Annotated in this window: 22 protein-coding genes; 15 read left to right on the top strand and 7 right to left on the bottom strand. The window is 57.0% G+C overall.

Annotation, left to right across the window (positions count from 1 at the left end):
* Positions 1-39 precede the first annotated feature (39 nt).
* From NUV55_RS01390 to NUV55_RS01365, 6 genes are all read left to right on the top strand, one after another.
* Positions 40-612, top strand: coding sequence for a 2OG-Fe(II) oxygenase (locus tag NUV55_RS01390; protein WP_296669725.1), 573 nt, complete (start codon positions 40-42; stop codon positions 610-612).
* 5 nt (positions 613-617) lie between these two features.
* Positions 618-1,331 carry a sulfite exporter TauE/SafE family protein gene (locus NUV55_RS01385; RefSeq protein ID WP_296669723.1) on the top strand — a complete coding sequence of 238 codons (714 nt, stop codon included), beginning with the start codon at positions 618-620 and terminating at the stop codon, positions 1,329-1,331.
* Positions 1,332-1,680: 349 nt separating this feature from the next.
* Positions 1,681-2,355 (top strand): Fe2+-dependent dioxygenase, encoded by a 675-nt coding sequence (locus tag NUV55_RS01380; RefSeq protein WP_296669721.1) that lies wholly within the window; start codon positions 1,681-1,683, stop codon positions 2,353-2,355.
* A 17-nt stretch (positions 2,356-2,372) separates the two neighbouring features.
* Positions 2,373-2,768 carry a peptide-methionine (R)-S-oxide reductase MsrB gene (gene msrB / locus NUV55_RS01375; RefSeq protein ID WP_296669720.1) on the top strand — a complete coding sequence of 132 codons (396 nt, stop codon included), beginning with the start codon at positions 2,373-2,375 and terminating at the stop codon, positions 2,766-2,768.
* 193 nt (positions 2,769-2,961) lie between these two features.
* The gene (locus tag NUV55_RS01370) at positions 2,962-3,522 is read left to right on the top strand and encodes a TIGR00645 family protein (RefSeq protein WP_296669718.1); all 561 of its coding nucleotides are present in this window, start codon (positions 2,962-2,964) and stop codon (positions 3,520-3,522) included.
* A gap of 348 nt (positions 3,523-3,870) precedes the next feature.
* Complete coding sequence (locus NUV55_RS01365) at positions 3,871-4,224, top strand: pyridoxamine 5'-phosphate oxidase family protein (RefSeq protein ID WP_296669715.1); 354 nt, start codon at positions 3,871-3,873, stop codon at positions 4,222-4,224.
* A gap of 18 nt (positions 4,225-4,242) precedes the next feature.
* Here NUV55_RS01365 and NUV55_RS01360 read toward each other — a convergent pair whose 3' ends face one another.
* The 7 genes from NUV55_RS01360 to NUV55_RS01330 all read right to left on the bottom strand — a co-directional run bounded on the left by NUV55_RS01360 (position 4,243) and on the right by NUV55_RS01330 (position 9,477).
* Positions 4,243-5,490, bottom strand: coding sequence for a nitronate monooxygenase (locus NUV55_RS01360; RefSeq protein WP_296669714.1), 1,248 nt, complete (start codon positions 5,488-5,490; stop codon positions 4,243-4,245).
* A gap of 28 nt (positions 5,491-5,518) precedes the next feature.
* The gene (locus NUV55_RS01355) at positions 5,519-6,367 is read right to left on the bottom strand and encodes a sulfurtransferase (protein WP_367280316.1); all 849 of its coding nucleotides are present in this window, start codon (positions 6,365-6,367) and stop codon (positions 5,519-5,521) included.
* Positions 6,368-6,449: 82 nt separating this feature from the next.
* Complete coding sequence (locus NUV55_RS01350) at positions 6,450-6,788, bottom strand: TusE/DsrC/DsvC family sulfur relay protein (protein WP_296669710.1); 339 nt, start codon at positions 6,786-6,788, stop codon at positions 6,450-6,452.
* A gap of 73 nt (positions 6,789-6,861) precedes the next feature.
* On the bottom strand, positions 6,862-7,545 hold the full coding sequence (gene cas6, locus NUV55_RS01345) for a type I-MYXAN CRISPR-associated protein Cas6/Cmx6 (protein ID WP_296669709.1): 684 nt from the start codon (positions 7,543-7,545) through the stop codon (positions 6,862-6,864).
* A 12-nt stretch (positions 7,546-7,557) separates the two neighbouring features.
* On the bottom strand, positions 7,558-8,265 hold the full coding sequence (locus NUV55_RS01340; protein WP_296669708.1) for a hypothetical protein: 708 nt from the start codon (positions 8,263-8,265) through the stop codon (positions 7,558-7,560).
* Positions 8,266-8,270: 5 nt separating this feature from the next.
* The gene (locus tag NUV55_RS01335) at positions 8,271-8,468 is read right to left on the bottom strand and encodes a hypothetical protein (RefSeq protein WP_296669706.1); all 198 of its coding nucleotides are present in this window, start codon (positions 8,466-8,468) and stop codon (positions 8,271-8,273) included.
* A gap of 13 nt (positions 8,469-8,481) precedes the next feature.
* The gene (locus tag NUV55_RS01330) at positions 8,482-9,477 is read right to left on the bottom strand and encodes a TauD/TfdA family dioxygenase (RefSeq protein WP_296669704.1); all 996 of its coding nucleotides are present in this window, start codon (positions 9,475-9,477) and stop codon (positions 8,482-8,484) included.
* A gap of 455 nt (positions 9,478-9,932) precedes the next feature.
* On the opposite strand from NUV55_RS01330, the gene dsrA reads away from it, so the two are divergent.
* The 9 genes from dsrA (at position 9,933) to NUV55_RS01285 (ending at position 18,206) form a co-directional block, all read left to right on the top strand.
* Positions 9,933-11,156: a dissimilatory-type sulfite reductase subunit alpha gene (dsrA, locus tag NUV55_RS01325; protein WP_367280315.1), complete on the top strand. Its 1,224-nt coding sequence runs from the start codon at positions 9,933-9,935 to the stop codon at positions 11,154-11,156.
* A 57-nt stretch (positions 11,157-11,213) separates the two neighbouring features.
* A complete protein-coding gene (gene dsrB, locus NUV55_RS01320; protein WP_296669700.1) occupies positions 11,214-12,293 on the top strand; it encodes a dissimilatory-type sulfite reductase subunit beta in 1,080 nt (359 codons plus the stop codon).
* A 97-nt stretch (positions 12,294-12,390) separates the two neighbouring features.
* Positions 12,391-12,750 (top strand): sulfurtransferase complex subunit TusD, encoded by a 360-nt coding sequence (tusD, locus tag NUV55_RS01315; RefSeq protein WP_296669699.1) that lies wholly within the window; start codon positions 12,391-12,393, stop codon positions 12,748-12,750.
* 24 nt (positions 12,751-12,774) lie between these two features.
* On the top strand, positions 12,775-13,182 hold the full coding sequence (gene tusC / locus NUV55_RS01310) for a sulfurtransferase complex subunit TusC (RefSeq protein WP_296669697.1): 408 nt from the start codon (positions 12,775-12,777) through the stop codon (positions 13,180-13,182).
* An 11-nt stretch (positions 13,183-13,193) separates the two neighbouring features.
* Positions 13,194-13,493 (top strand): sulfurtransferase complex subunit TusB, encoded by a 300-nt coding sequence (gene tusB, locus NUV55_RS01305; RefSeq protein ID WP_296669695.1) that lies wholly within the window; start codon positions 13,194-13,196, stop codon positions 13,491-13,493.
* A 37-nt stretch (positions 13,494-13,530) separates the two neighbouring features.
* On the top strand, positions 13,531-13,863 hold the full coding sequence (locus NUV55_RS01300) for a TusE/DsrC/DsvC family sulfur relay protein (RefSeq protein ID WP_296669694.1): 333 nt from the start codon (positions 13,531-13,533) through the stop codon (positions 13,861-13,863).
* A gap of 55 nt (positions 13,864-13,918) precedes the next feature.
* The gene (locus NUV55_RS01295) at positions 13,919-14,662 is read left to right on the top strand and encodes a respiratory nitrate reductase subunit gamma (protein ID WP_296669692.1); all 744 of its coding nucleotides are present in this window, start codon (positions 13,919-13,921) and stop codon (positions 14,660-14,662) included.
* Between the two features lie 6 nt (positions 14,663-14,668).
* Positions 14,669-16,159 (top strand): sulfate reduction electron transfer complex DsrMKJOP subunit DsrK, encoded by a 1,491-nt coding sequence (gene dsrK / locus NUV55_RS01290; protein ID WP_296669691.1) that lies wholly within the window; start codon positions 14,669-14,671, stop codon positions 16,157-16,159.
* Between the two features lie 43 nt (positions 16,160-16,202).
* Positions 16,203-18,206 (top strand): NAD(P)-binding protein, encoded by a 2,004-nt coding sequence (locus NUV55_RS01285; RefSeq protein WP_296669689.1) that lies wholly within the window; start codon positions 16,203-16,205, stop codon positions 18,204-18,206.
* Positions 18,207-18,233 lie beyond the last annotated feature (27 nt).

The following is an 18,233-nucleotide window of genomic DNA, read 5'->3' as shown; positions in this document are numbered from 1 at the left end:
GAAAACGCCCATCATTCACACTACCCCCGCGAAGATTCCATGCACGAGGTCAAGCCGCTCTCCTTTATATACGAGATCAAAAACGCCCTGCCGGGCGAGCTGTGCCGTGACATGATCCAGCGCTTCGAGGCCAACCCCTACCAGCAATACGCCGGGCGCATCGGCCAAAGCCAGTCCGAGGAAATCAGCGTCAAGAAAACCACTGACCTTCGCATCAGCGGGCGCGCCGACTGGAAGGACGTGGACCAGGCACTGATGCAATCGCTGGCCAGGCACTTCAATGAAATCGGCCAGACCTTCCCGTTCTTTGCCGCCAACTCATTCAAGGATATCGGCTACAACATGCAGCGCTACCAGCCGGGCGAGTATTACCACTGGCACGTGGACGGCGGCCCGGGTGAATTCAGCCAGCGCCAGTTGGTCGCCATCTGGTATCTCAACGACGTCGAAGGCCCCGGCGGCGAGACCGAATTCCCGTTGCAGGAAATTTCGGTCAAACCCGAGGAAGGCAAGCTGGTGCTATTCCCGCCGTTCTGGACGCATATTCATCGTGCCGTAACAATGGCGAAAGGAATCAAATATATTGCAACAACTTGGGTATGTTTCGCGTGAACTAAATGTCCGCCCTCATCATCCTCACTCTCGTCTGCGCCCTTACCTACACATTTGAAATCGTCTTCGGTCTCGCCGGGACGATTTTGATGATTCCGTTGTTAAGTTTTCTTTTCCCCGTTAAAACACTGGTCGTCTATTCGGTTCTGCCGCAGGTGCTGGTAGCGACCATCGGTATCATGCGCTCGCCGAAAAAGGTCGACCGGAAATTTCTCGGTGGCATGCTGGTTTTCGCGTTCACGGGTGCGGTGGTGGGATTCACACTCTTCTATAACGTTTCGTCGGATACGTTCCGGGTACTGCTGGCGGCGGGGATTACGGCGGCGGGGCTGTTCATGGTGATCGCGCCGCACCGGGCGAAATTCAATCCAGCAGGCCTGCGTGCGATGGACACACTGGCAGGCACGTCGCAGGCGCTGTTCGGCATTAGCGGGCCGATTGCCATGACGCGGCTGCTCGCGACCTACCACGATAAGAATACCGTACGGCATTACGCCTTCGCTTTTTTTCTTTCCATGAACTGCCTGCGCGCGACCGAGTACGCCGTCCACGGCACCTACACCGGGGAAATCCTGTGGATGATGGCGGTCAGCGCGCCGTTTCTCGCCGTTACCTTATGGTTCAGCAACCAGTTGCACCTGCATATCAACGAACAGATGTTCAGAAAGGTCGTGTCGTGGATGATCCTGCTGGGCGGACTCTCGCTTTTTTACCGATAGAAGGAAGTGCGCGTGCAGCGCGCAACGGCTCGCCTCCCTCTCCCCTCGCGGGAGGCGAGAGGGAGGTGTCGCGGATGTCCGGTGGACATCCGCGCCCTCGAGCGGGTGCGCGGGCGGTTCGCGCACCCCGGCAGGAAACTGGTGGGGATGAGGGGTGATCCCCCTCACCCTAACTGTTCCCGCCGGGGCGCAAAAGAACCATTTGCGCCCGTTCGGCGGCATGAATGTCCACTGGACATTCATGATAACCCCGCCTCACCTCCCGCAAGGGGAGAGGGGACCTGCTAACTGGTTTTTTTAACATTTTGTCGGCCTCCCCTATAATCCCGGCAAACATCAGGAACCCATCATGATGCTCCGCCTCCCTGCCGTCCTCGACCCGAATCAGCTCGATACCGTGCACAAACTGCTGGCCGATGCGAAATTCGTGGACGGGAAACTTTCTGCCGGACAGATGGCCCAACGCGTCAAGCACAATCAGGAGCTGGATAAGGGCGCGAAGCAGATGGACCTGCTGAACAACCTTGTGATGGGTGCGCTGGTGCAACACCCCGTGTACCGCGCCGGCGCTCTGCCCCTGCGCGTGGCCGCGCCTTACTACGCGCGCTACAAATCAGGCATGGCTTATGGCGATCATCTGGACAATCCCATCATGGGCGCCGACGGCGTGCTGTACCGCTCGGATATCGCCATCACGGTTTTTCTGAACGAGCCGGATCAGTACGATGGCGGCGAGCTCGTCATTCGCACCGCCTTCGGCGACAACGCGGTCAAGTTTGCCGCCGGTGATGGCGTGATGTATCCCGCTTCCAGTCTGCATCACGTGAACAAGGTCACGCGCGGCGAGCGCCTCGTGGCCGTCACCTGGGTGCAAAGCCTGGTGCGCGACCCGGCACGGCGCGAGCTGTTGTATGAACTTCATCAAGCGCGGGAAAAGCTGCTCAGAATTTCACCCGACGCGGGAGAAACCACTCAGGTCAACACCGCCTACATGAACCTGATCCGCATGTGGGGCGACATCTAGGCCACGGAGACGCTGCCATGAAATACAAGATCCACAAGAACGACGACGAATGGAAAAAAATCCTCACGGGGGAGCAATACAAGGTCACGCGCCAGAAAGGCACCGAGCGCGCCTTTAGTGGCGTCTATCACGACTGCAAGGACAAGGGCACCTACCAATGCAGCTGTTGCGGCGCTGAGCTGTTCAGCTCGGACACCAAGTTCGATTCCGGCACCGGCTGGCCCAGCTTTCACTCCCCGCTGAAATCCGAAAATGTCGCCGAGCAGGAAGATGTCAGCTTTTTCATGAAACGCACCGAGGTGCATTGCAACCAGTGCGGCGCGCACCTGGGGCATGTCTTCCCCGACGGACCGAACCCGACTGGCCTGCGCTATTGCATCAACTCGGCTTCGCTGAAGCTGGACAAAAAATAAGGAATGTCTGATATATGAGTGTCTACCGCAGAGAGCGCGGGGAACGCAGAGAAAATCGCGGGTATTAACTGAACAAGCTCCGCGATCTCTGCGCCCTCTGCGGTGAAAATTTCATATACGGCTTGATTGTTCTGGCAATCCCGACATAATGCCGCCCAGCGATTCACCCGTACATAACTAATCATTCATTCACATGAAAAGAGTCGAGCACGCTATAGAAGTCGTGATATTCAACAGCCGCTGGCTGTTGGCTCCGTTTTATCTGGCTCTGGTGGCCTCCATCGCCCTGCTGCTGGTCAAATTCGGTCAGGATTTCTTTCACATGCTGCCGAATATCTTCACCATGAGCGAAAGCGCAGTTATCCTGGCCATCCTGACGCTGGTGGACATGTCGCTGGTGGCCAACCTGCTGCTCATCATTATCTTCAGCGGCTATGAGAACTTCGTCTCCAAGATTGATACCGCCGGCCACGAGGACCGACCCAGCTGGATGGGCAAGGTGGATTTCTCAGGCCTTAAGGTAAAACTCATCGCCTCGATCGTGGCGATCTCCGCCATCGAACTCTTGAAGGCCTTTGTAAATGTCTCCAACATCGGTGTTGGCAGCGACGCGGCTGGCTGGACGGTGGCGGACAAGCAGCTGGCATGGAAGGTTGGCATCCATTTTGTGTTGATCGTATCCGGTGTGCTGTTCGCAGTCATGGACCGCATCGCCGAGGGCACCAAGAGCCATACCGACAAAATACATAAATAGAAAAGCGCCAGCGACGATGGCGCTGCATCAGGGAGAAACTCTCAGGCCTTCACAGGCCTGATTCCCGTAAGGGCAAGGAGGCGCTGTGTCAGATATCTATCACGACGGCAGTCGTCAGCTTCAGGATGAATTCGATACCCGTCGTCTAGCCGATCGCCTCGACGAGGCCATCGTGCAAGACAGTCTCCAGCCAAGCGATAAAGACTTTATCGAGTGTCTGGACATGTTCTTCATTGCCACCGTGGATGAGCGCGGTCATGCGAATTGCTCCTACAAAGCCGGTGCACCCGGTTTAGTGCGCGTCGTGGATGAGCATCCCTCGCCTTTCCCAACTACGACGGCAATGGCATGTATCTCACCATGGGGAATATTCTCCGAACCCGCCAGGTGGGCATGCTGTTTATAGATTTCGAGAATCAGAAACGCATGCGCCTGAACGGCGAGGCGACGATTAGCCAGGAAGATCCGCTCATGAAGGAATACCCCGAGGCACAGTTCATCGTGCATGTGCGGGCGCGCGAAGTTTTTGCCAACTGCCCTCGCTACATCCACAAGATGAAGCTGGTGCAACGCTCTCGCTTTGTACCAAAAAATGAATGCTCCACCCCGGTGCCAGGCTGGAAAAAAGGCGAATGGGTCGGCGATACCCTGCCTGCCAAGGATCCCGCGCATGACAAATCGCGCGAGGTCATCGATCGCTGAAAATCAGCGTCGTGGATTTCAGGCTGCCGGCAAGGCGATGAGATGATCCTTGCTGTACAAATAATCCTTGAACACGTCCTCCGCGTTCAGGAGCTGGTAGCTCCCATTCGGTAACCGGCGCGATGTGTCCTTGAGTCGGTAGGTGTAGTGCCCGCAGGTCCAGCAATCGAAGTTGCGCATGTGCGTACAAAGACAGGTCTTGTCCTTGACCGAAATGTCCTCCTCGTCCGGATGCTTGTCCAGCTCGCGATTGTAGGCCTCGATATAGGCGCAGTTGCCTGATCCATCCAGTAGATAACCGTAGGCTTCGCAATTCGGGCGGATGCCGGCGCCGATCGCCGGGCTGTTCTTCAGCATGCGCATCGGATAGCCGGTGGGCGAGATCAGGTTGACCTCGATGTCTTCCTCTTTGGCCTTGAAATATTCCTGCTTGACCTTGTCTGGCAGACCGCATTCCTTCGTCACGGTGAAGCGCGTTGCCAACTGTACCGCCGCCGCACCAGCCTCGAAAAATTCCACCGCGTCGCTGCCGGTGAAGATACCGCCGGCCGGGATCACGGGGATGTCGAGATTTTCCTGCTTGAGATACTGATGTATCTCGTTAACGATGGTCTTAAGGTCGTACTGCACCCAGTCCATGCCAAAACCGAGATGGCCGCCCGCCAGCGGGCCTTCCACGATGATGTAATCCGGCAGGCGGTTGAGGCGCGCGCTCTTGCGCAGGAACAACAGCAACGCGCGCAGCGAAGATACGATAATCCCGAACTTCACGTCGCGGAAGCGCGGATGGTCCTGCACCAGCGCGAGCGATCCCAGATGCAACCCGGCGCTCAGCGTGACGCCATCGATGCCCGCGTCCATGGCCGCGGTAATGCGCACGCGCAGGGTTTCGCGCGGACTGTTCATGGTGAGCTTTTCCATGGTGTTGATGAAAATCAGGCCATCACCCTTTTTGGCTTCCATGGTGCGGCCCACGTGCAGCTTGGTGGCCTCGGCCAGGCGTTCAAGATTGAAATGCACGTCCGACTTGTCGCGGTTGGCAACGTTGTATTTGTACTTCTTCTGTTTTTCCTTCACGAAGCCGGTTTTGAACCGACGATCGGAAACGGTAGGGACCATGGCATCCGAAATATGGCCGATCCCGCCCAGGCGCGCGGCTACCAGCGCCAGCTCCGCGGTCGAGATATCAACGCCCATGCCGCCGGCCATGATCGGCACCAACTCATGCTTGCCGAGTCTCAGACGAAAATCATCTACGCGTTTCATGGCTCGATTGTGACTTCAATTGAAATTTTTACTCGCCTTTGGCAACCGGGCGCTTCGGGTCGGCGATCCACTCGCTCCAGCTGCCGGGATACAATTTTGCGCCTGAAAGCCCGGCGTGCTCCATGGCGAGGATGCTGTGGCAGGCGGTCACGCCCGACCCGCACATGTGCACGACTTTGTCCGGCGGCGTCTTGTCCAGCAGCGCCAGATAATGCTCGCGCAAGGCTTCATCAGACATGAATTCGCTGCTGATGTCGAGATTGTCTTCATAAGGCATATTGTTCGCGCCAGGAATATGGCCCGCCACCTTGTCCAGTGGTTCGACCTCGCCACGGAAACGCTCCTCGGCGCGTGCGTCGATCAGAAGCCCTTTCATGTCGCGTGTCATTTCCAATACATGATCGGCGTCAACCCACAAACCGTTATTAATCGTCGGATGGAATTGTGTTGCCTTGATCTCGGGCAATTCAGTCGTCACCGGACGCTTCTCGCGCACCCACTTCGGGTAACCGGCATCGAGCACCGCCACGGTCTCATGTCCAAGCCAACGCAGCAGCCACCACAGCCGCGCCGCCATGGCGCCGAAGGAATCGTCATACACAACAACCTGGCTGTTTTTATCGATGCCCCAACGGCTGAGTTTTTCCGCTAACGTATTGGGAAAGGGAAGCGGATGCCGACCGCTGTTGCGTGTAACGGGAGACGACAGATCCTCGTTGAGGTGTGCGTAGCGCGCGCCGGGAATGTGCCCGACGGCATAAGCGCGCCGTCCGGCTTCCGGGTCTGTCAGGGCAAAACGGCAATCCACGACGACCCAGCGCGGGTCGTCCAGGTGCCGTGACAGCGTTTCCGTATCGACAAGGGTGGTTAACACCAGCAGTAGCCAGTAGCAAGTTTAAAGTGGCGAGTAAAAAACGATTCTACCTTGCCACTTGCAACTTGTAACTTGCTGCTGATTTTTAATATCCGCCCTTGCGGCGCGACTCGGGCAAACCGGCGATGCGTCCGCCCTGCTTGCTCGGGTCCTTCGGGAACAAATCGTAAATATCCTTCTGACTGGCATTGGTGCCCCACTTGTCCGACATCGCCTTCACAATATGACGCGTGTTGGGCTGCTCACCACCGTGGCTGAGATACATATCCCGCAGGTAGTCGATGAGATCCCAGTGCTTTGGTGTCAGCGAAATGCCTTCCGACGTGGCAATATGCTCGGCCAGTTCCTTGTTCCAGTCTTCGGCGTTTTTCAGATAACCGTTGGCATCGGTGTCGATGGTCTTGCCGTTAAACTCATAACTCATATAAGTTCCCCTCAAATTTCAGGCAGATGTTTTTAATGACGTCGAAAAAACGAATAATACAAAGCGATGAGGCTTAATCCAAGTCAGGCCGGACTTCATGAATATCCTTGTGCGGGAGAAACAGCCCGCAGCCAAGCGTTCGCTCCGGGCCCAAACCGCGCTGCTGGAGCCTGACCGATTCCTCCACGGCCAAGTCCGCGAGCATCAGGCTACGGGTACGTATTTTCCTGGCAGGCGTGCTGATTACCCGCTCGATGCCACATAGCATTTTTATCGGATTGACCCCGATATTTGCCAGCAGTGACTGTGCCTCGCGCATGAAAGCCGTTTCGTCCAGGCTTTCGCTGGCAACAATATAGCGTGAGAAAAGTGTCGTAATCGGGCTGAGCGGTTTGACCACGGCCTTTCCCACTTGCATTGAATTCCCGCCGATATCCAGCGTCTGCCCGGTCAATTTGCAGGCATCCTCGATGCGCTGCTTGGGCAGGCGCAGCATGAGCTTGGTGCGGCGTGACAAATGCAGCAAGGCGTTGGGATCTTCCGGGCGCATCCAGCCATTGCCCGACTCCGCTCCGTGGATGGTATGAAGCCCGGCATGCGCTTCAGCCGCAAACCAGGGGAGCGCTTTGGAAATGGCTTGTGACAACGAGTAGGAATGGTCCACCGGCAGGGTGCGACACTGGATGCTGAAGACCAGATCCACGATATCGTCCGGGACGATATAACGCTCATTATCTTTGGCTTCTTGCCAGAACATTTCCGCGAGTCGTCAGTTAACCGGGAGCTTCTCGCGTATGGCATCGCGGTCGATCCACCACTCATCCTGCACCAGCACGTCCACGACATTACGCAGACGTGGCAGGAATTTCGCCGGATCGTCGAGCTCGAGTTTCTTGAACCAGCGGCTAAAAGCCTCCTGGTCGTGCGCGTCGCTGTGCCGCCGCGCTACCGTTGCCAGAAGCTGGTTGCTGTAAAACATCAGGTCTTCACGTTGGCGCCCCTCGGCGCGCAAGTCCACGAGGTAATGCGCCACCGTCGCCGCCACCGCGGCGCCGTCGGAGTCCGCTGGAGTTTCATCCACCACGTGTTGCAACATCGCCACCGACAGCTCGGGGTCCATGGGAAAGGTAACCGTGAGCCAAATCCCCTGCCCGAGCGCCGCGAGCGATTCCGGTTGCTCCGACAGAAACAGGATGTCGCAGGCCTGCACCGCGCCCTCCCAGGCTTCGCGCACCGTGAAAATATCGAAGGCCTCGCGCCCGGCGTCCCAGGCGTCCTGGTTTTTTTCCAGCCGTATCAGCGTGCGTCCGATTTGCAACAGCAGGTCAGCGCGCGAGAGTGGATCGTAGTTGGGTGGCAGCTCCAGCATTTGGCGCCTGAACTCGGCCAGCTGGGCTTCGAGCAAGACAGAGGATTCCTGAGAATCCTCTGCGCTGTCCATGTCTGTCGTGAAACTTTCATCTTTAAGGTATTTCATAAAAATTATCTGGTAATGGAATGGATGCCGACGAAAGCGCCTTCGAGCTGATCTTCCCAATTTGCCGGTGTGTCCGGATAAGTCGGCTTGATATCGATGCGAAAAAACATTTCCGATTGCGCGCGGCTACGCACCACTTCCAACAGTTGTTCAAACGTCGCGATGTCGTGATGCTGCAAAAGTATTTCGCTCAGGTGCAACATGGCCAGACCATATTCAAGGTTCTCTACCGACTTCCTCTCCCCCTTTACGGGGGAGAGATGGAAAGGGGGTGAAAACTTCGTTCAAATTTGTCCCGCGGATGCGGTCATAATAGCGCGCCCGGTACACCAGTCTAGCGATTCCCCTGTCGATATCATCCGCAAAGGCCGTGCGGTTATGCAGCACGTTGTTGCACATCAGGCCCTGCCCGGCTGTCATTCGATGTCGGAATATGAATGGCGACTCGCCGGCCAGCAGCTTCTCCAGAAACTGCACCGCCTCCCGCGTAGCCGCGTCCTGCTTCCATTCAATGGAGCGCGTGCGCGCGGTATAGCGCATGTGCAGATTGCCGCCGGCAGGATCGACGGAAAACACCGGTCCGGTCACCGCCGGACGCGTTTCCGCGCCGGCTTCCGTGTTGGCGGGAATGGTCATGGCGTCCGGTGCCATCAGCGCGTGGATATATTCCGGATTGGCATCACGCATCAAGATGTAGGCAGCCTCGTGGTCCAGCAGACTGTTATCGCCGCCTTCCGCCGCCGGCGAAACGCAATGCAATGCAAACGCGCGAATGCGCCTCTCGGCACTATTGTAATAGCCGTCCGTGTGCCACAGGAGGCGCTTGCTGGAATACGGGATATAGCCACGCTGCGACTTCTCCTCCGCCACTTGCAGCGAAGTAATGCCATCATCGTCCGCGAGCATGTTGCTGTCGAAGCGGTGCAAACCGAAACGCTCGCTTACGGCGCGCGGAATTTCCTTGTCTTCCCGGCTCGCCTGGCTTGCATAGATGACCATGTTGGTTTTTCTGCAGGCACTCAACATCGCTCCGGCCTCGGCATTTGTCAGCACCAGGGGGTTAGCAACTTCCACTACCAGGTCATCCGCCGTGGCGGGATACGATTTCAGCTTGGCATCACGCCAACGCTGATACGCCGCACTGTATTGCAGGCTGAAGGGGCTGCTTTCCGGCGCTTCGCTGGCACGAGCAACATCGGCGGGATTATTCAATGTGCGAAATCCTGTGCGTGACTAAGGGTAGTAATGGGAACGTCTGGCAAATATTTAAATCAAAAACGCCGCTGCTATTCGTCTTGATCAAATTATATTATGAGGGGTTTTCCTGCGACATTAGTACTTTAAATCAATTAGTTGTATATTACACGCTTTCCGGTGGAGACCTTCGCACTGCTTCTTATATCCCTTTCGGGAGGGACAAACCCGGGAAGGCTCTCTCTAACGAGTGATTTTTTTATTAGGGGTCCCGTTTAGACTGACCCTTCGCAAGAATTGAATTAACAGAAACGATAGCCTTTCAGCGAGATAACCGCTTGAAGACCGTATTATATCCTTCCGACGCGCAGGAGGTAGTTTAAATGGCCCAGAATCAACCGAAGAATCCGGATAAACATTCGTCCTTCATCCCGAAGGAAAAGAAATCCACCAAGCCGTTCCACAAGACACCGATGCTGGATCAGCTGGAGAGCGGACCGTGGCCCAGCTTCGTGACCGGACTGAAACGTCTGGCGCACAACAACAACATGATGGTCGACCTGCTGGGGCAGCTCGAACACTCCTACACCACTCGTAAAGGCTATTGGAAAGGCGGAACAGTATCCGTATTCGGTTACGGCGGTGGCATCATTCCCCGCTTCACCGAGCTGATGGGGAAGGATGGCAAGCCCATGTTCCCCGAAGCCAAAGAATTCCACACCCTCCGCGTTCAGCCGCCTGCCGGCAATCACTACACCACCAAAATGCTGCGTCAGTTATCCGACTCCTGGAATAAATGGGGCTCGGGTCTGATCGCGTTCCACGGCCAGACCGGCAACATCATGTTCATCGGTACCACCAGCGAGAACACGCAGCACTTCTTCGACGAGATCAACGAATACGGCTGGGACCTCGGCGGCGCCGGCCCCTGTGTGCGCACCGCCATGTCCTGCGTCGGCGCGGCACGTTGCGAGCAGTCGAACGCCAACGAGCAGAAAATCCATCGCGTTCTGGTGAACAACTTCATCGACGACATGCATCGTCCGGCCCTGCCCTACAAATTCAAGTTCAAGGTATCGGGCTGTCCGAACGACTGCATGAACTCGATCCAGCGCGCCGACTTTGCTGTCATCGGCACCTGGCGCGACGACATGAAGGTCGACCAGAAGGAAGTCAAAACCTTCATCAAGAGCAAGAGCCGCAAGTATGTCATCGACAATGTTGTGAACCGCTGCCCGACCAAGGCGTTGTCACTGAACGACGACGACACCTTGGACGTGGACAACCGCAACTGCGTGCGCTGCATGCATTGCATTAACGTCATGACCAAGGCACTCAAGCCCGGCGACGACAAGGGCATCACCCTGCTCATCGGCGGCAAGCGCACGCTGAAGATCGGCGACACCTTTGGCACCGTCATTATTCCGTTCATGAAGCTCGATACCGACGCGGATTACGAGCGGATTCGCGAGATTGCCGCCAGCACCATCGACTTCTGGGCCGAGAACGGCCTGGAGCACGAGCGTTGTGGCGAAATGATCGAGCGCATCGGCTTGGTTAACTTTCTGGAAGGCATCGGCCTCGAGGTGGATCCGAACATGATCAACCAGCCACGCACCAGCTCCTACGTCCGCCTGGACGAGTGGGATCAGGAAGCCGAAAAGTGGAAGAAGCGCAAGCAGCAGGCAGCAGGCTGATCCGGATCCGGCAAAACATTGCATACACGTCGAACAAACGTTTTGGAGAACTGACCCATGGCAGAAGCACCAAAAATGCGCCCACCGATTGAGACCGGGTGCCCGGATGCGTTCCAATATATGCATCCCCTGATGATCAGAAACTACGGAAACTGGGCGTATCACGACCGTCCCCGTCCTGGCGTTCTGCATCACGTCGCCAAGAGCGGCGACGAAATCTGGACGGTGCGCGTCGGCACCCAGCGTCAACTTGGTCCCTACGAGATCAACCTGCTGTGCGACATCATCGACAAACTCGGCGAAGGATATGTGCGGTTTACCATCCGTTCGAATATGGAAATCTCGCTCTCCAGCGCCGACAAGGTCGAACCGCTGATCAAGGCGTTTGAAGAGGCCGGCTACCCAGTCGGCGGCACCGGCAACTCGGTGACCATGATTTCCCACACCCAGGGCTGGCTGCATTGCGACATCCCGGGCACCGACGCTTCGGGCGTGGTGAAGGCGCTGATGGACGACCTGCATGATGAGTTCATCAAGGAAGACATGCCGAACCGCGTGCACATCACCACCTCCTGCTGCCAGATCAACTGCGGCGGTCAGGGCGACATCGCCATCAACGTGCAGCACACCAAGCCGCCGAAGATCAATCATGATCTCGTGGCCAACGTGTGCGAGCGTCCTTCCGTGGTGGCGCGCTGCCCGGTGGCGGCAATTCGTCCGGCCATGGTCAACGGCAAGCCCTCGCTTGAAGTCGACGAAAAAAAATGCATCTGCTGTGGCGCGTGCTTTCCGCCCTGCCCGCCGATGCAGATCAACGACCCCGAACACTCCAAGCTCGCCATCTGGGTCGGCGGTAAAAACTCCAATGCGCGCTCCAAGCCGATGTTCCATAAACTCGTGGCCGCGGGTATCCCGAACAATCCGCCGCGCTGGCCGGAAGTGGGTACCATCGTCAAGAAAATTCTCAAGGTCTACAAGCAGGACGCCAAAGATTGGGAACGCGTCGGCGAGTGGGTGGAACGCATCGGCTGGCCGCGGTTCTTTGAGCTGACGGAACTGCCGTTTACCAAGTTCCACATCGACAACTGGCGTGGTTCACGTCACATGCTGAATCAGTCGGCACATATCCGTTTTTAGCCCGTAGCGTAAACGCTGTTGCCACAATCGACGCCGGGTTTTCCCGGCGTCGGCCCGTAAACCGTCGGGGTGTTGATAAATATCAAGGGGAGCGATGATGAAGTTGGGTATTTTGATTAACGAGGGGCCGTATACGCATCAGGCGTCGGATACGGCTTATCTTTTTACCAAGGCCGCAATTGAAAAGGGGCACAAGATTCATCGCGTGTTCTTCTATCATGACGGCGTTTACAACTCGAGCCGGTTGACTGAGCCGCCGACGGATGACCGTCATATCGTCAACCGCTGGCAGAAACTGGCCAAGGATCACCACATCGATCTGGTAGTCTGCGTGGCGGCGGCACTGCGCCGGGGCATCAAGGACGAAAACCTGCAGGAAGGTTTTCGCATTTCCGGCCTGGGCCAGTTGATCGAAACGGGAATCCAGTCGGACCGGCTGGTAACCTTTGGCGATTAACCCGGAACTATCGAGGCTAGTAGAATGACTGAAGCAACTGGTGGAATTGATATGGAAGAGGACGCGGGCGGCAAGGTAAAAAAGTTCCTGTACATCAACCGCAAGGCGCCTTATGGCACGATTTACGCCCTGGAGTCGCTGGAAGTGGTGTTGATCGCGGCGGCATTCGATCAGGACGTGAGCCTGGCGTTTCTGGACGACGGCGTGTACCAGATCGTCAAGGGGCAGCACACGAAACCGATCGACGTCAAGAATTTCTCTCCAACCTTTCGCGCACTGGAAGGTTATGACATCGAGAAACTTTACGTGGAAAAGGAGTCCATGGATGCCCGCGGCCTGAAAGAGGAGGACTTCATCGTTCCCGTGAAGGTCATCGGTACGCAGGAAATGACGGACCTCATGCAATCGCAAGACGTGATTTTAAGCTTTTAGGGGGAATGACGATGCTGCATACCGTAAACAAGTCGCCCACGGAACGTAACACCTTGGAGAGCTGCCTCAAGCACCTCAAAAAAGGATGCGCCGTTCTGCTGATCGAGGATGGTGTCTATGGCGCCCTCAAGGGCACCGTGAGTACCAAACTGGTCGAGCAGGCGCTCAAGAATCATCCGATCTATGCGCTTTATCCCGATATCGAAGCACGCGGGATGCAGGACCGGGTCATCGACGGTATCAAGCTGGTCGATTACAGCGGGTTTGTGGACCTGGCGGTGGAACACCCCAGCGTGCAAGCCTGGCTTTGATTATTATCAACGACTTTAACTGACGAGGAGTGTTTACATGCCTATCACCGTAGCAGGTAAGACCATTGAAACCGACGAGGAAGGATATCTCGCCAACCGTACCGACTGGAGCGAGGAAATCGCCAAGGAAATGGCCAAGATCGACAACTGCGATCTGTCACCGAACCACTGGGAAGTTCTCAACTTCCTGCGCGAATATTACGAGGAATACCAGATTGCGCCCGCCGTGCGCGTACTGACCAAGGCCATCGGCAAGAAACTTGGCCCGGACAAGGGCAACAGCAAGTATCTGTACGAGCTGTTCCCGTACGGCCCGGCCAAGCAGGCGTGCAAATACGCCGGCCTGCCCAAGCCGACCGGCTGCGTCTAATTCGACAACCCTCGGTGGGGGATTTTTCCCCTGCCGCTAACCAGCGGGGTCATCGATGTCGATCGTGACAGTGATTTATACGCTGCTCTTTTATGTGGCGACGGCTATCCTCGTCATCGGCGTGGCACGCAAGATTTTTATCTACGCGCGCACGCCGCAGCCGTTAAAAATCCCTACCACGCCGGCACCGACCACCCGTCTGGGGGTGGCAGCGCGCATGGTGCGCGAAGTCACCGTGTTCGAAAGCCTGTTCAAGTCCAACAAGTGGACCTGGCTGTTCGGCTGGATCTTCCATTTCTGCCTGTTCGTGGAACTGGTCTGGCACCTGCGTTACTTCACCGAGCCGGTTCTGTTTTTCCTACCGTGGCTCCAGTGGTTCATTAATTTCACCGGATACGGTATGGTGCTCGGCCTGCTGGGACTGTGGGGTCGCCGCTTCCTGGTGGACCGCGTGCGCTATATCAGCAGCCCGTCCGATCACTTGATGCTGGCCCTGCTGGTCGCCATCGGCGCCAGCGGCCTTGTGATGAAATTTATTGTTCACACGGACATCGTCGCTCTCAAGGCGTTTTTTCTGGGCTTGATGACGCTCAACTGGCAGCCTTTGCCGGCTGACCTGGTTTTATTGGTGCACCTGACATTGGTCGCCACGCTGATGATTATTTTCCCCATCAGCAAACTGCTGCACGCTCCAGGCGTTTTCTTCAGCCCTACCCGCAACCAGGTGGACAATCCGCGTGAAAAGCGCTGGGTCGCCGGCTGGAGCGCCAAAATCGACAACACCAAGGCGTCAGGGTAGCGAACCATGGCAAATTTTGAGACACCCGTCCTTGGCGAATACCAGACCATCCCGGATGTGCTTCCGGGTACGATGGTCAACAGCAAGCCGTACGTGGCCAAACCGGACATTCAAGCCAGTGTCGGTTTTCCAGGCGAGCTGGTGCCGGACTGGGAAAACGTCGCCGTCAAAAAGCTGGGTGACCTGGTCTCCGAATCGCGCGCGCTTCAGGTGTTTCTCGATTCCTGCGTAAAGTGCGGCGCCTGCACCGACAAGTGCCACTATTATCTCGGCACCTCCGATCCGAAAAACATGCCGGTGGCGCGCCAGGATTTGCTGCGCTCGGTTTACCGGCGTTACTACACCTTCGCCGGAAAGCATTTCCCCAAACTCGTTGGCGCACGCGACATGACCAAGGACGTGCTTGATGAATGGTATACGTACTTTCATCAGTGCTCGCAGTGCCGCCGCTGTTCGGTGTTCTGCCCCTACGGCATCGATACCGCCGAGATCTCCATGGCCGCGCGCGATATCATGGATGAAGTCGGCTTGGGCCAAAAATATTGCAACGAAATCATTGGCAAGGTTCACAAGATCGGCAACAACCTCGGACTACCGGAACCGGCGCTGGTAAACACTCTTGAGGGCCTCGAGGAAGACGTCAAAGCCGAAACCGGCGTGGACGTGAAGTATCCGGTGGATGTCAAAGGCGCCGAGGTGCTGCTCATTACCCCCTCCGCCGATTTCTTCGCCGAGCCGCACATCGATGGCCTGATCGGCTACGGCAAGGTATTTCATCAGGCCGGTATCTCCTGGACGGTGTCATCGCATGCCTCCGAGGCCGCCAATTTCTCCATGTTTATTGGTTCGCGCGATAACCTGCATAAAGCGGCGCTGCGCATCCGCGAGGCGGCGCTGGATCTCGGGGTCAAACGCATCGTCGTCGGCGAATGCGGCCACGCCTGGCGTGTGGCCTACAGCTTCTGGAACACGCTCATCGGTCCGTTTGATTTTCTGGACCAGCGCTATCCCATCCCGCAGCACATCTGCGAATTCACCTATGACCTGATCCAGCGCGGCGCGCTCACGCTCGACAAGTCGGCCAACGACGACAGGATCGTGACGTTCCACGATTCCTGCAACGTGTCACGTGCCTCGCGCATGGGCAATACACCGGGCGGACAGTTCACGATACCGCGCGCCATCATCAAGGCCAGCGTTAACAAGTTTTACGACATGGCGCCGGAAACGATACACGAGAACACCTTCTGCTGCGGCGGTGGCGGCGGATTGCTGACCGACGATTTGATGGAACTGCGCGTCAAGGGCGCGCAGCCGCGCATGCAGGCACTCAAACAGGTAGTGGACGAATATGGCGTTAATCACGTTGCCGCCATTTGCGCCATCTGCAAGAGCCAGTTCAGCAAGGTGCTGCCCTACTACAAATTTCCAATGGACATGATCGGCAGCGTGCACGGACTGGTGAGCAGGGCGATTCAATTGGGCGCCAAGAACTGATTTTTCGTATTACATGTAACTGAATGACGACAGGAGATTCGTAATGGCTACTCCCGCAGACAAGACGAAAGAAGTTAAGGCAGGTTTCACGTTCCGCAAATTCAAGGACGATGACCAGGAATGGCCTTCTTTCCAATCCCGTATTTTCACGGCCGACGAGACTGACAAGTGCCCGACCTACGTGCACAAGACGCCGCCCTGTCAGGCGAGCTGTCCCTCGGGCGAGGACATCCGCGGCTGGTTGAATATCGTGCGCGGCATCGAGAAACCGTCGAAGGACACGACCATGCAGGAGTATGCCTTCCGCCGCCTGACGGAAGCCAACCCCTTCCCGTCCATGATGGGCCGCGTCTGCCCCGCGCCCTGCCAAACCGGTTGCAATCGTAACGTGGTGGAAGACTATGTCGGCATCAACGCCGTCGAGCAATACATTGGCGACACCGCGCTGGCCAACAAATACACGTTCAAACCAGCCGAGCAATCCACTGGCAAGAAAGTCGCCATCATCGGCGGCGGACCGGCCGGCCTGGCGGCGGCCTATCAGTTGCGCCGCCAGGGGCACGCGGTCACCCTGTACGACGACCATGATCAGTTGGGCGGCATGGCGAAGTACGGCGTGCCGGGCTATCGTCTCCCGCGCGAGTCGCTGGACGGTGAAATCGGCCGCATCATTGATATGGGCGTAGAGGTTAAACTCAAGACACGTGTTGGCGTGGATGTGCCCATGCAGGACGTGGAAAAACAGCACGACGCCGTCTTGTTCGCCATCGGCTGCAAATCCGGCCGCGCCCTGCCGGTTCCCGGCGCGGACGCCCCAAATTGCATTACCGGTGTCGCCTTCCTCGAGGCCTTTAACCAAGGCCGCCTGAAGGCTGTTTCCGGTCGCGTGGTCGTGATCGGCGGTGGTGACACCTCCATCGACGTGGTCTCAGTGGCACGCCGTCTGGGTTACATCAAGGAGATGGCTGAAACCGAGCGTCCGGAATATATCATCATGGGCCAGACCGCCCATGACGTGGCGGTCACCGCCAAGAAGCAAGGTGCTGAAGTCATGCTGATTTCACGCCAGCCGGTGGAAAAAATGAACGCCGCCAAGCACGAAATCGACGATGCCCAGCGCGAAGGTGTGACCATCCGCGGTTCGCTGCAGCCGGTGAAGGTCATTCTCGACGACAAGGGCCGTGCCAAGGCTCTGCGCGTAGTCGAGCTCGATTTCTCGAGCGGCAAAGCGGTGGAAAAACCGGGCACGGAGCAGGATCTGGAAGCGGATCTTATTGTCTCTGCCATCGGCCAGATGGGTGATTTCCGCGGCATGGAAGAATTCAACAATGGCAAAGGCCTGATCAACGCCGACAAGTTCTACCAGGTGCCAGGCAAACCCGGCCACTTCGTGTGCGGCGACATCATTCGCCCGCACCTGCTCACCACCGTGATCGGCCAGGGTTCAATCGCAGCGGAAAGCATCGATCATTACCTCAAGAAACAGGAAATGAGCAAGCGCCCCAAGGTGGACGTGCATCATTTCAACCTGCTGGAGAAACTGCAGGAAGTCGGCCTGACGCCGCAGACATTCAAGCCGGACGGCCCGGAAGACGAACGTCCGATTGACCGCGGGCGCTGGGGCACTTTTGAGGAAGGCAAGTCGGTCGGCGGTTACGCCATCCACAACTACGAAGATCGTGCGGATGCCGAAGTCTGTCAGTCAAATGAACTTTTCCTCGGACACTTCCAATATACGCCGCGTCTGAAGCGCACCGAGATGGTGCCTGACGCCAACGAGGTCTTGGGCCACTTCAAGGAACGCATGCTCGGCCTGGACGAAAAACAGACCGTGGATGAAGCCAAGCGCTGCATGAGTTGCGGCATGTGCTTCGAATGCGACAACTGCGTGATCTACTGCCCGCAAATCGCGGTCAAGCGCACGCCCAAGACGGAATCGACCATGGGGCGTTACGTGTACACCGATTACGACTTGTGCATCGGTTGCCACATTTGCGCCGACGTATGTCCGACCGGCTACATCAAGATGGGTATGGGCGATCACTGAACGACAGTGGAAAGTGGAAAGTGAAAA

Source organism: Sulfuricaulis sp. (assembly GCF_024653915.1).
Lineage (GTDB): Bacteria > Pseudomonadota > Gammaproteobacteria > Acidiferrobacterales > Sulfurifustaceae > Sulfuricaulis.
Note: the sequence above shows the minus strand (reverse complement) of the source record. Positions and strands in the feature narration are given on the sequence as shown.

Coding starts and splice junctions, on each gene's coding strand:
- NUV55_RS01390 (WP_296669725.1), top strand. CDS start 40: ATGCACGAGGTCAAGCCGCTCTCCTTTATATACGAGATCAAAAACGCC.
- NUV55_RS01385 (WP_296669723.1), top strand. CDS start 618: ATGTCCGCCCTCATCATCCTCACTCTCGTCTGCGCCCTTACCTACACA.
- NUV55_RS01380 (WP_296669721.1), top strand. CDS start 1,681: ATGATGCTCCGCCTCCCTGCCGTCCTCGACCCGAATCAGCTCGATACC.
- msrB (WP_296669720.1), top strand. CDS start 2,373: ATGAAATACAAGATCCACAAGAACGACGACGAATGGAAAAAAATCCTC.
- NUV55_RS01370 (WP_296669718.1), top strand. CDS start 2,962: ATGAAAAGAGTCGAGCACGCTATAGAAGTCGTGATATTCAACAGCCGC.
- NUV55_RS01365 (WP_296669715.1), top strand. CDS start 3,871: ATGTATCTCACCATGGGGAATATTCTCCGAACCCGCCAGGTGGGCATG.
- NUV55_RS01360 (WP_296669714.1), bottom strand. CDS start 5,490: ATGAAACGCGTAGATGATTTTCGTCTGAGACTCGGCAAGCATGAGTTG.
- NUV55_RS01350 (WP_296669710.1), bottom strand. CDS start 6,788: ATGAGTTATGAGTTTAACGGCAAGACCATCGACACCGATGCCAACGGT.
- cas6 (WP_296669709.1), bottom strand. CDS start 7,545: ATGTTCTGGCAAGAAGCCAAAGATAATGAGCGTTATATCGTCCCGGAC.
- NUV55_RS01340 (WP_296669708.1), bottom strand. CDS start 8,265: ATGAAATACCTTAAAGATGAAAGTTTCACGACAGACATGGACAGCGCA.
- NUV55_RS01335 (WP_296669706.1), bottom strand. CDS start 8,468: ATGTTGCACCTGAGCGAAATACTTTTGCAGCATCACGACATCGCGACG.
- dsrA (WP_367280315.1), top strand. CDS start 9,933: ATGCTGGATCAGCTGGAGAGCGGACCGTGGCCCAGCTTCGTGACCGGA.
- dsrB (WP_296669700.1), top strand. CDS start 11,214: ATGGCAGAAGCACCAAAAATGCGCCCACCGATTGAGACCGGGTGCCCG.
- tusD (WP_296669699.1), top strand. CDS start 12,391: ATGAAGTTGGGTATTTTGATTAACGAGGGGCCGTATACGCATCAGGCG.
- tusC (WP_296669697.1), top strand. CDS start 12,775: ATGACTGAAGCAACTGGTGGAATTGATATGGAAGAGGACGCGGGCGGC.
- tusB (WP_296669695.1), top strand. CDS start 13,194: ATGCTGCATACCGTAAACAAGTCGCCCACGGAACGTAACACCTTGGAG.
- NUV55_RS01300 (WP_296669694.1), top strand. CDS start 13,531: ATGCCTATCACCGTAGCAGGTAAGACCATTGAAACCGACGAGGAAGGA.
- NUV55_RS01295 (WP_296669692.1), top strand. CDS start 13,919: ATGTCGATCGTGACAGTGATTTATACGCTGCTCTTTTATGTGGCGACG.
- dsrK (WP_296669691.1), top strand. CDS start 14,669: ATGGCAAATTTTGAGACACCCGTCCTTGGCGAATACCAGACCATCCCG.
- NUV55_RS01285 (WP_296669689.1), top strand. CDS start 16,203: ATGGCTACTCCCGCAGACAAGACGAAAGAAGTTAAGGCAGGTTTCACG.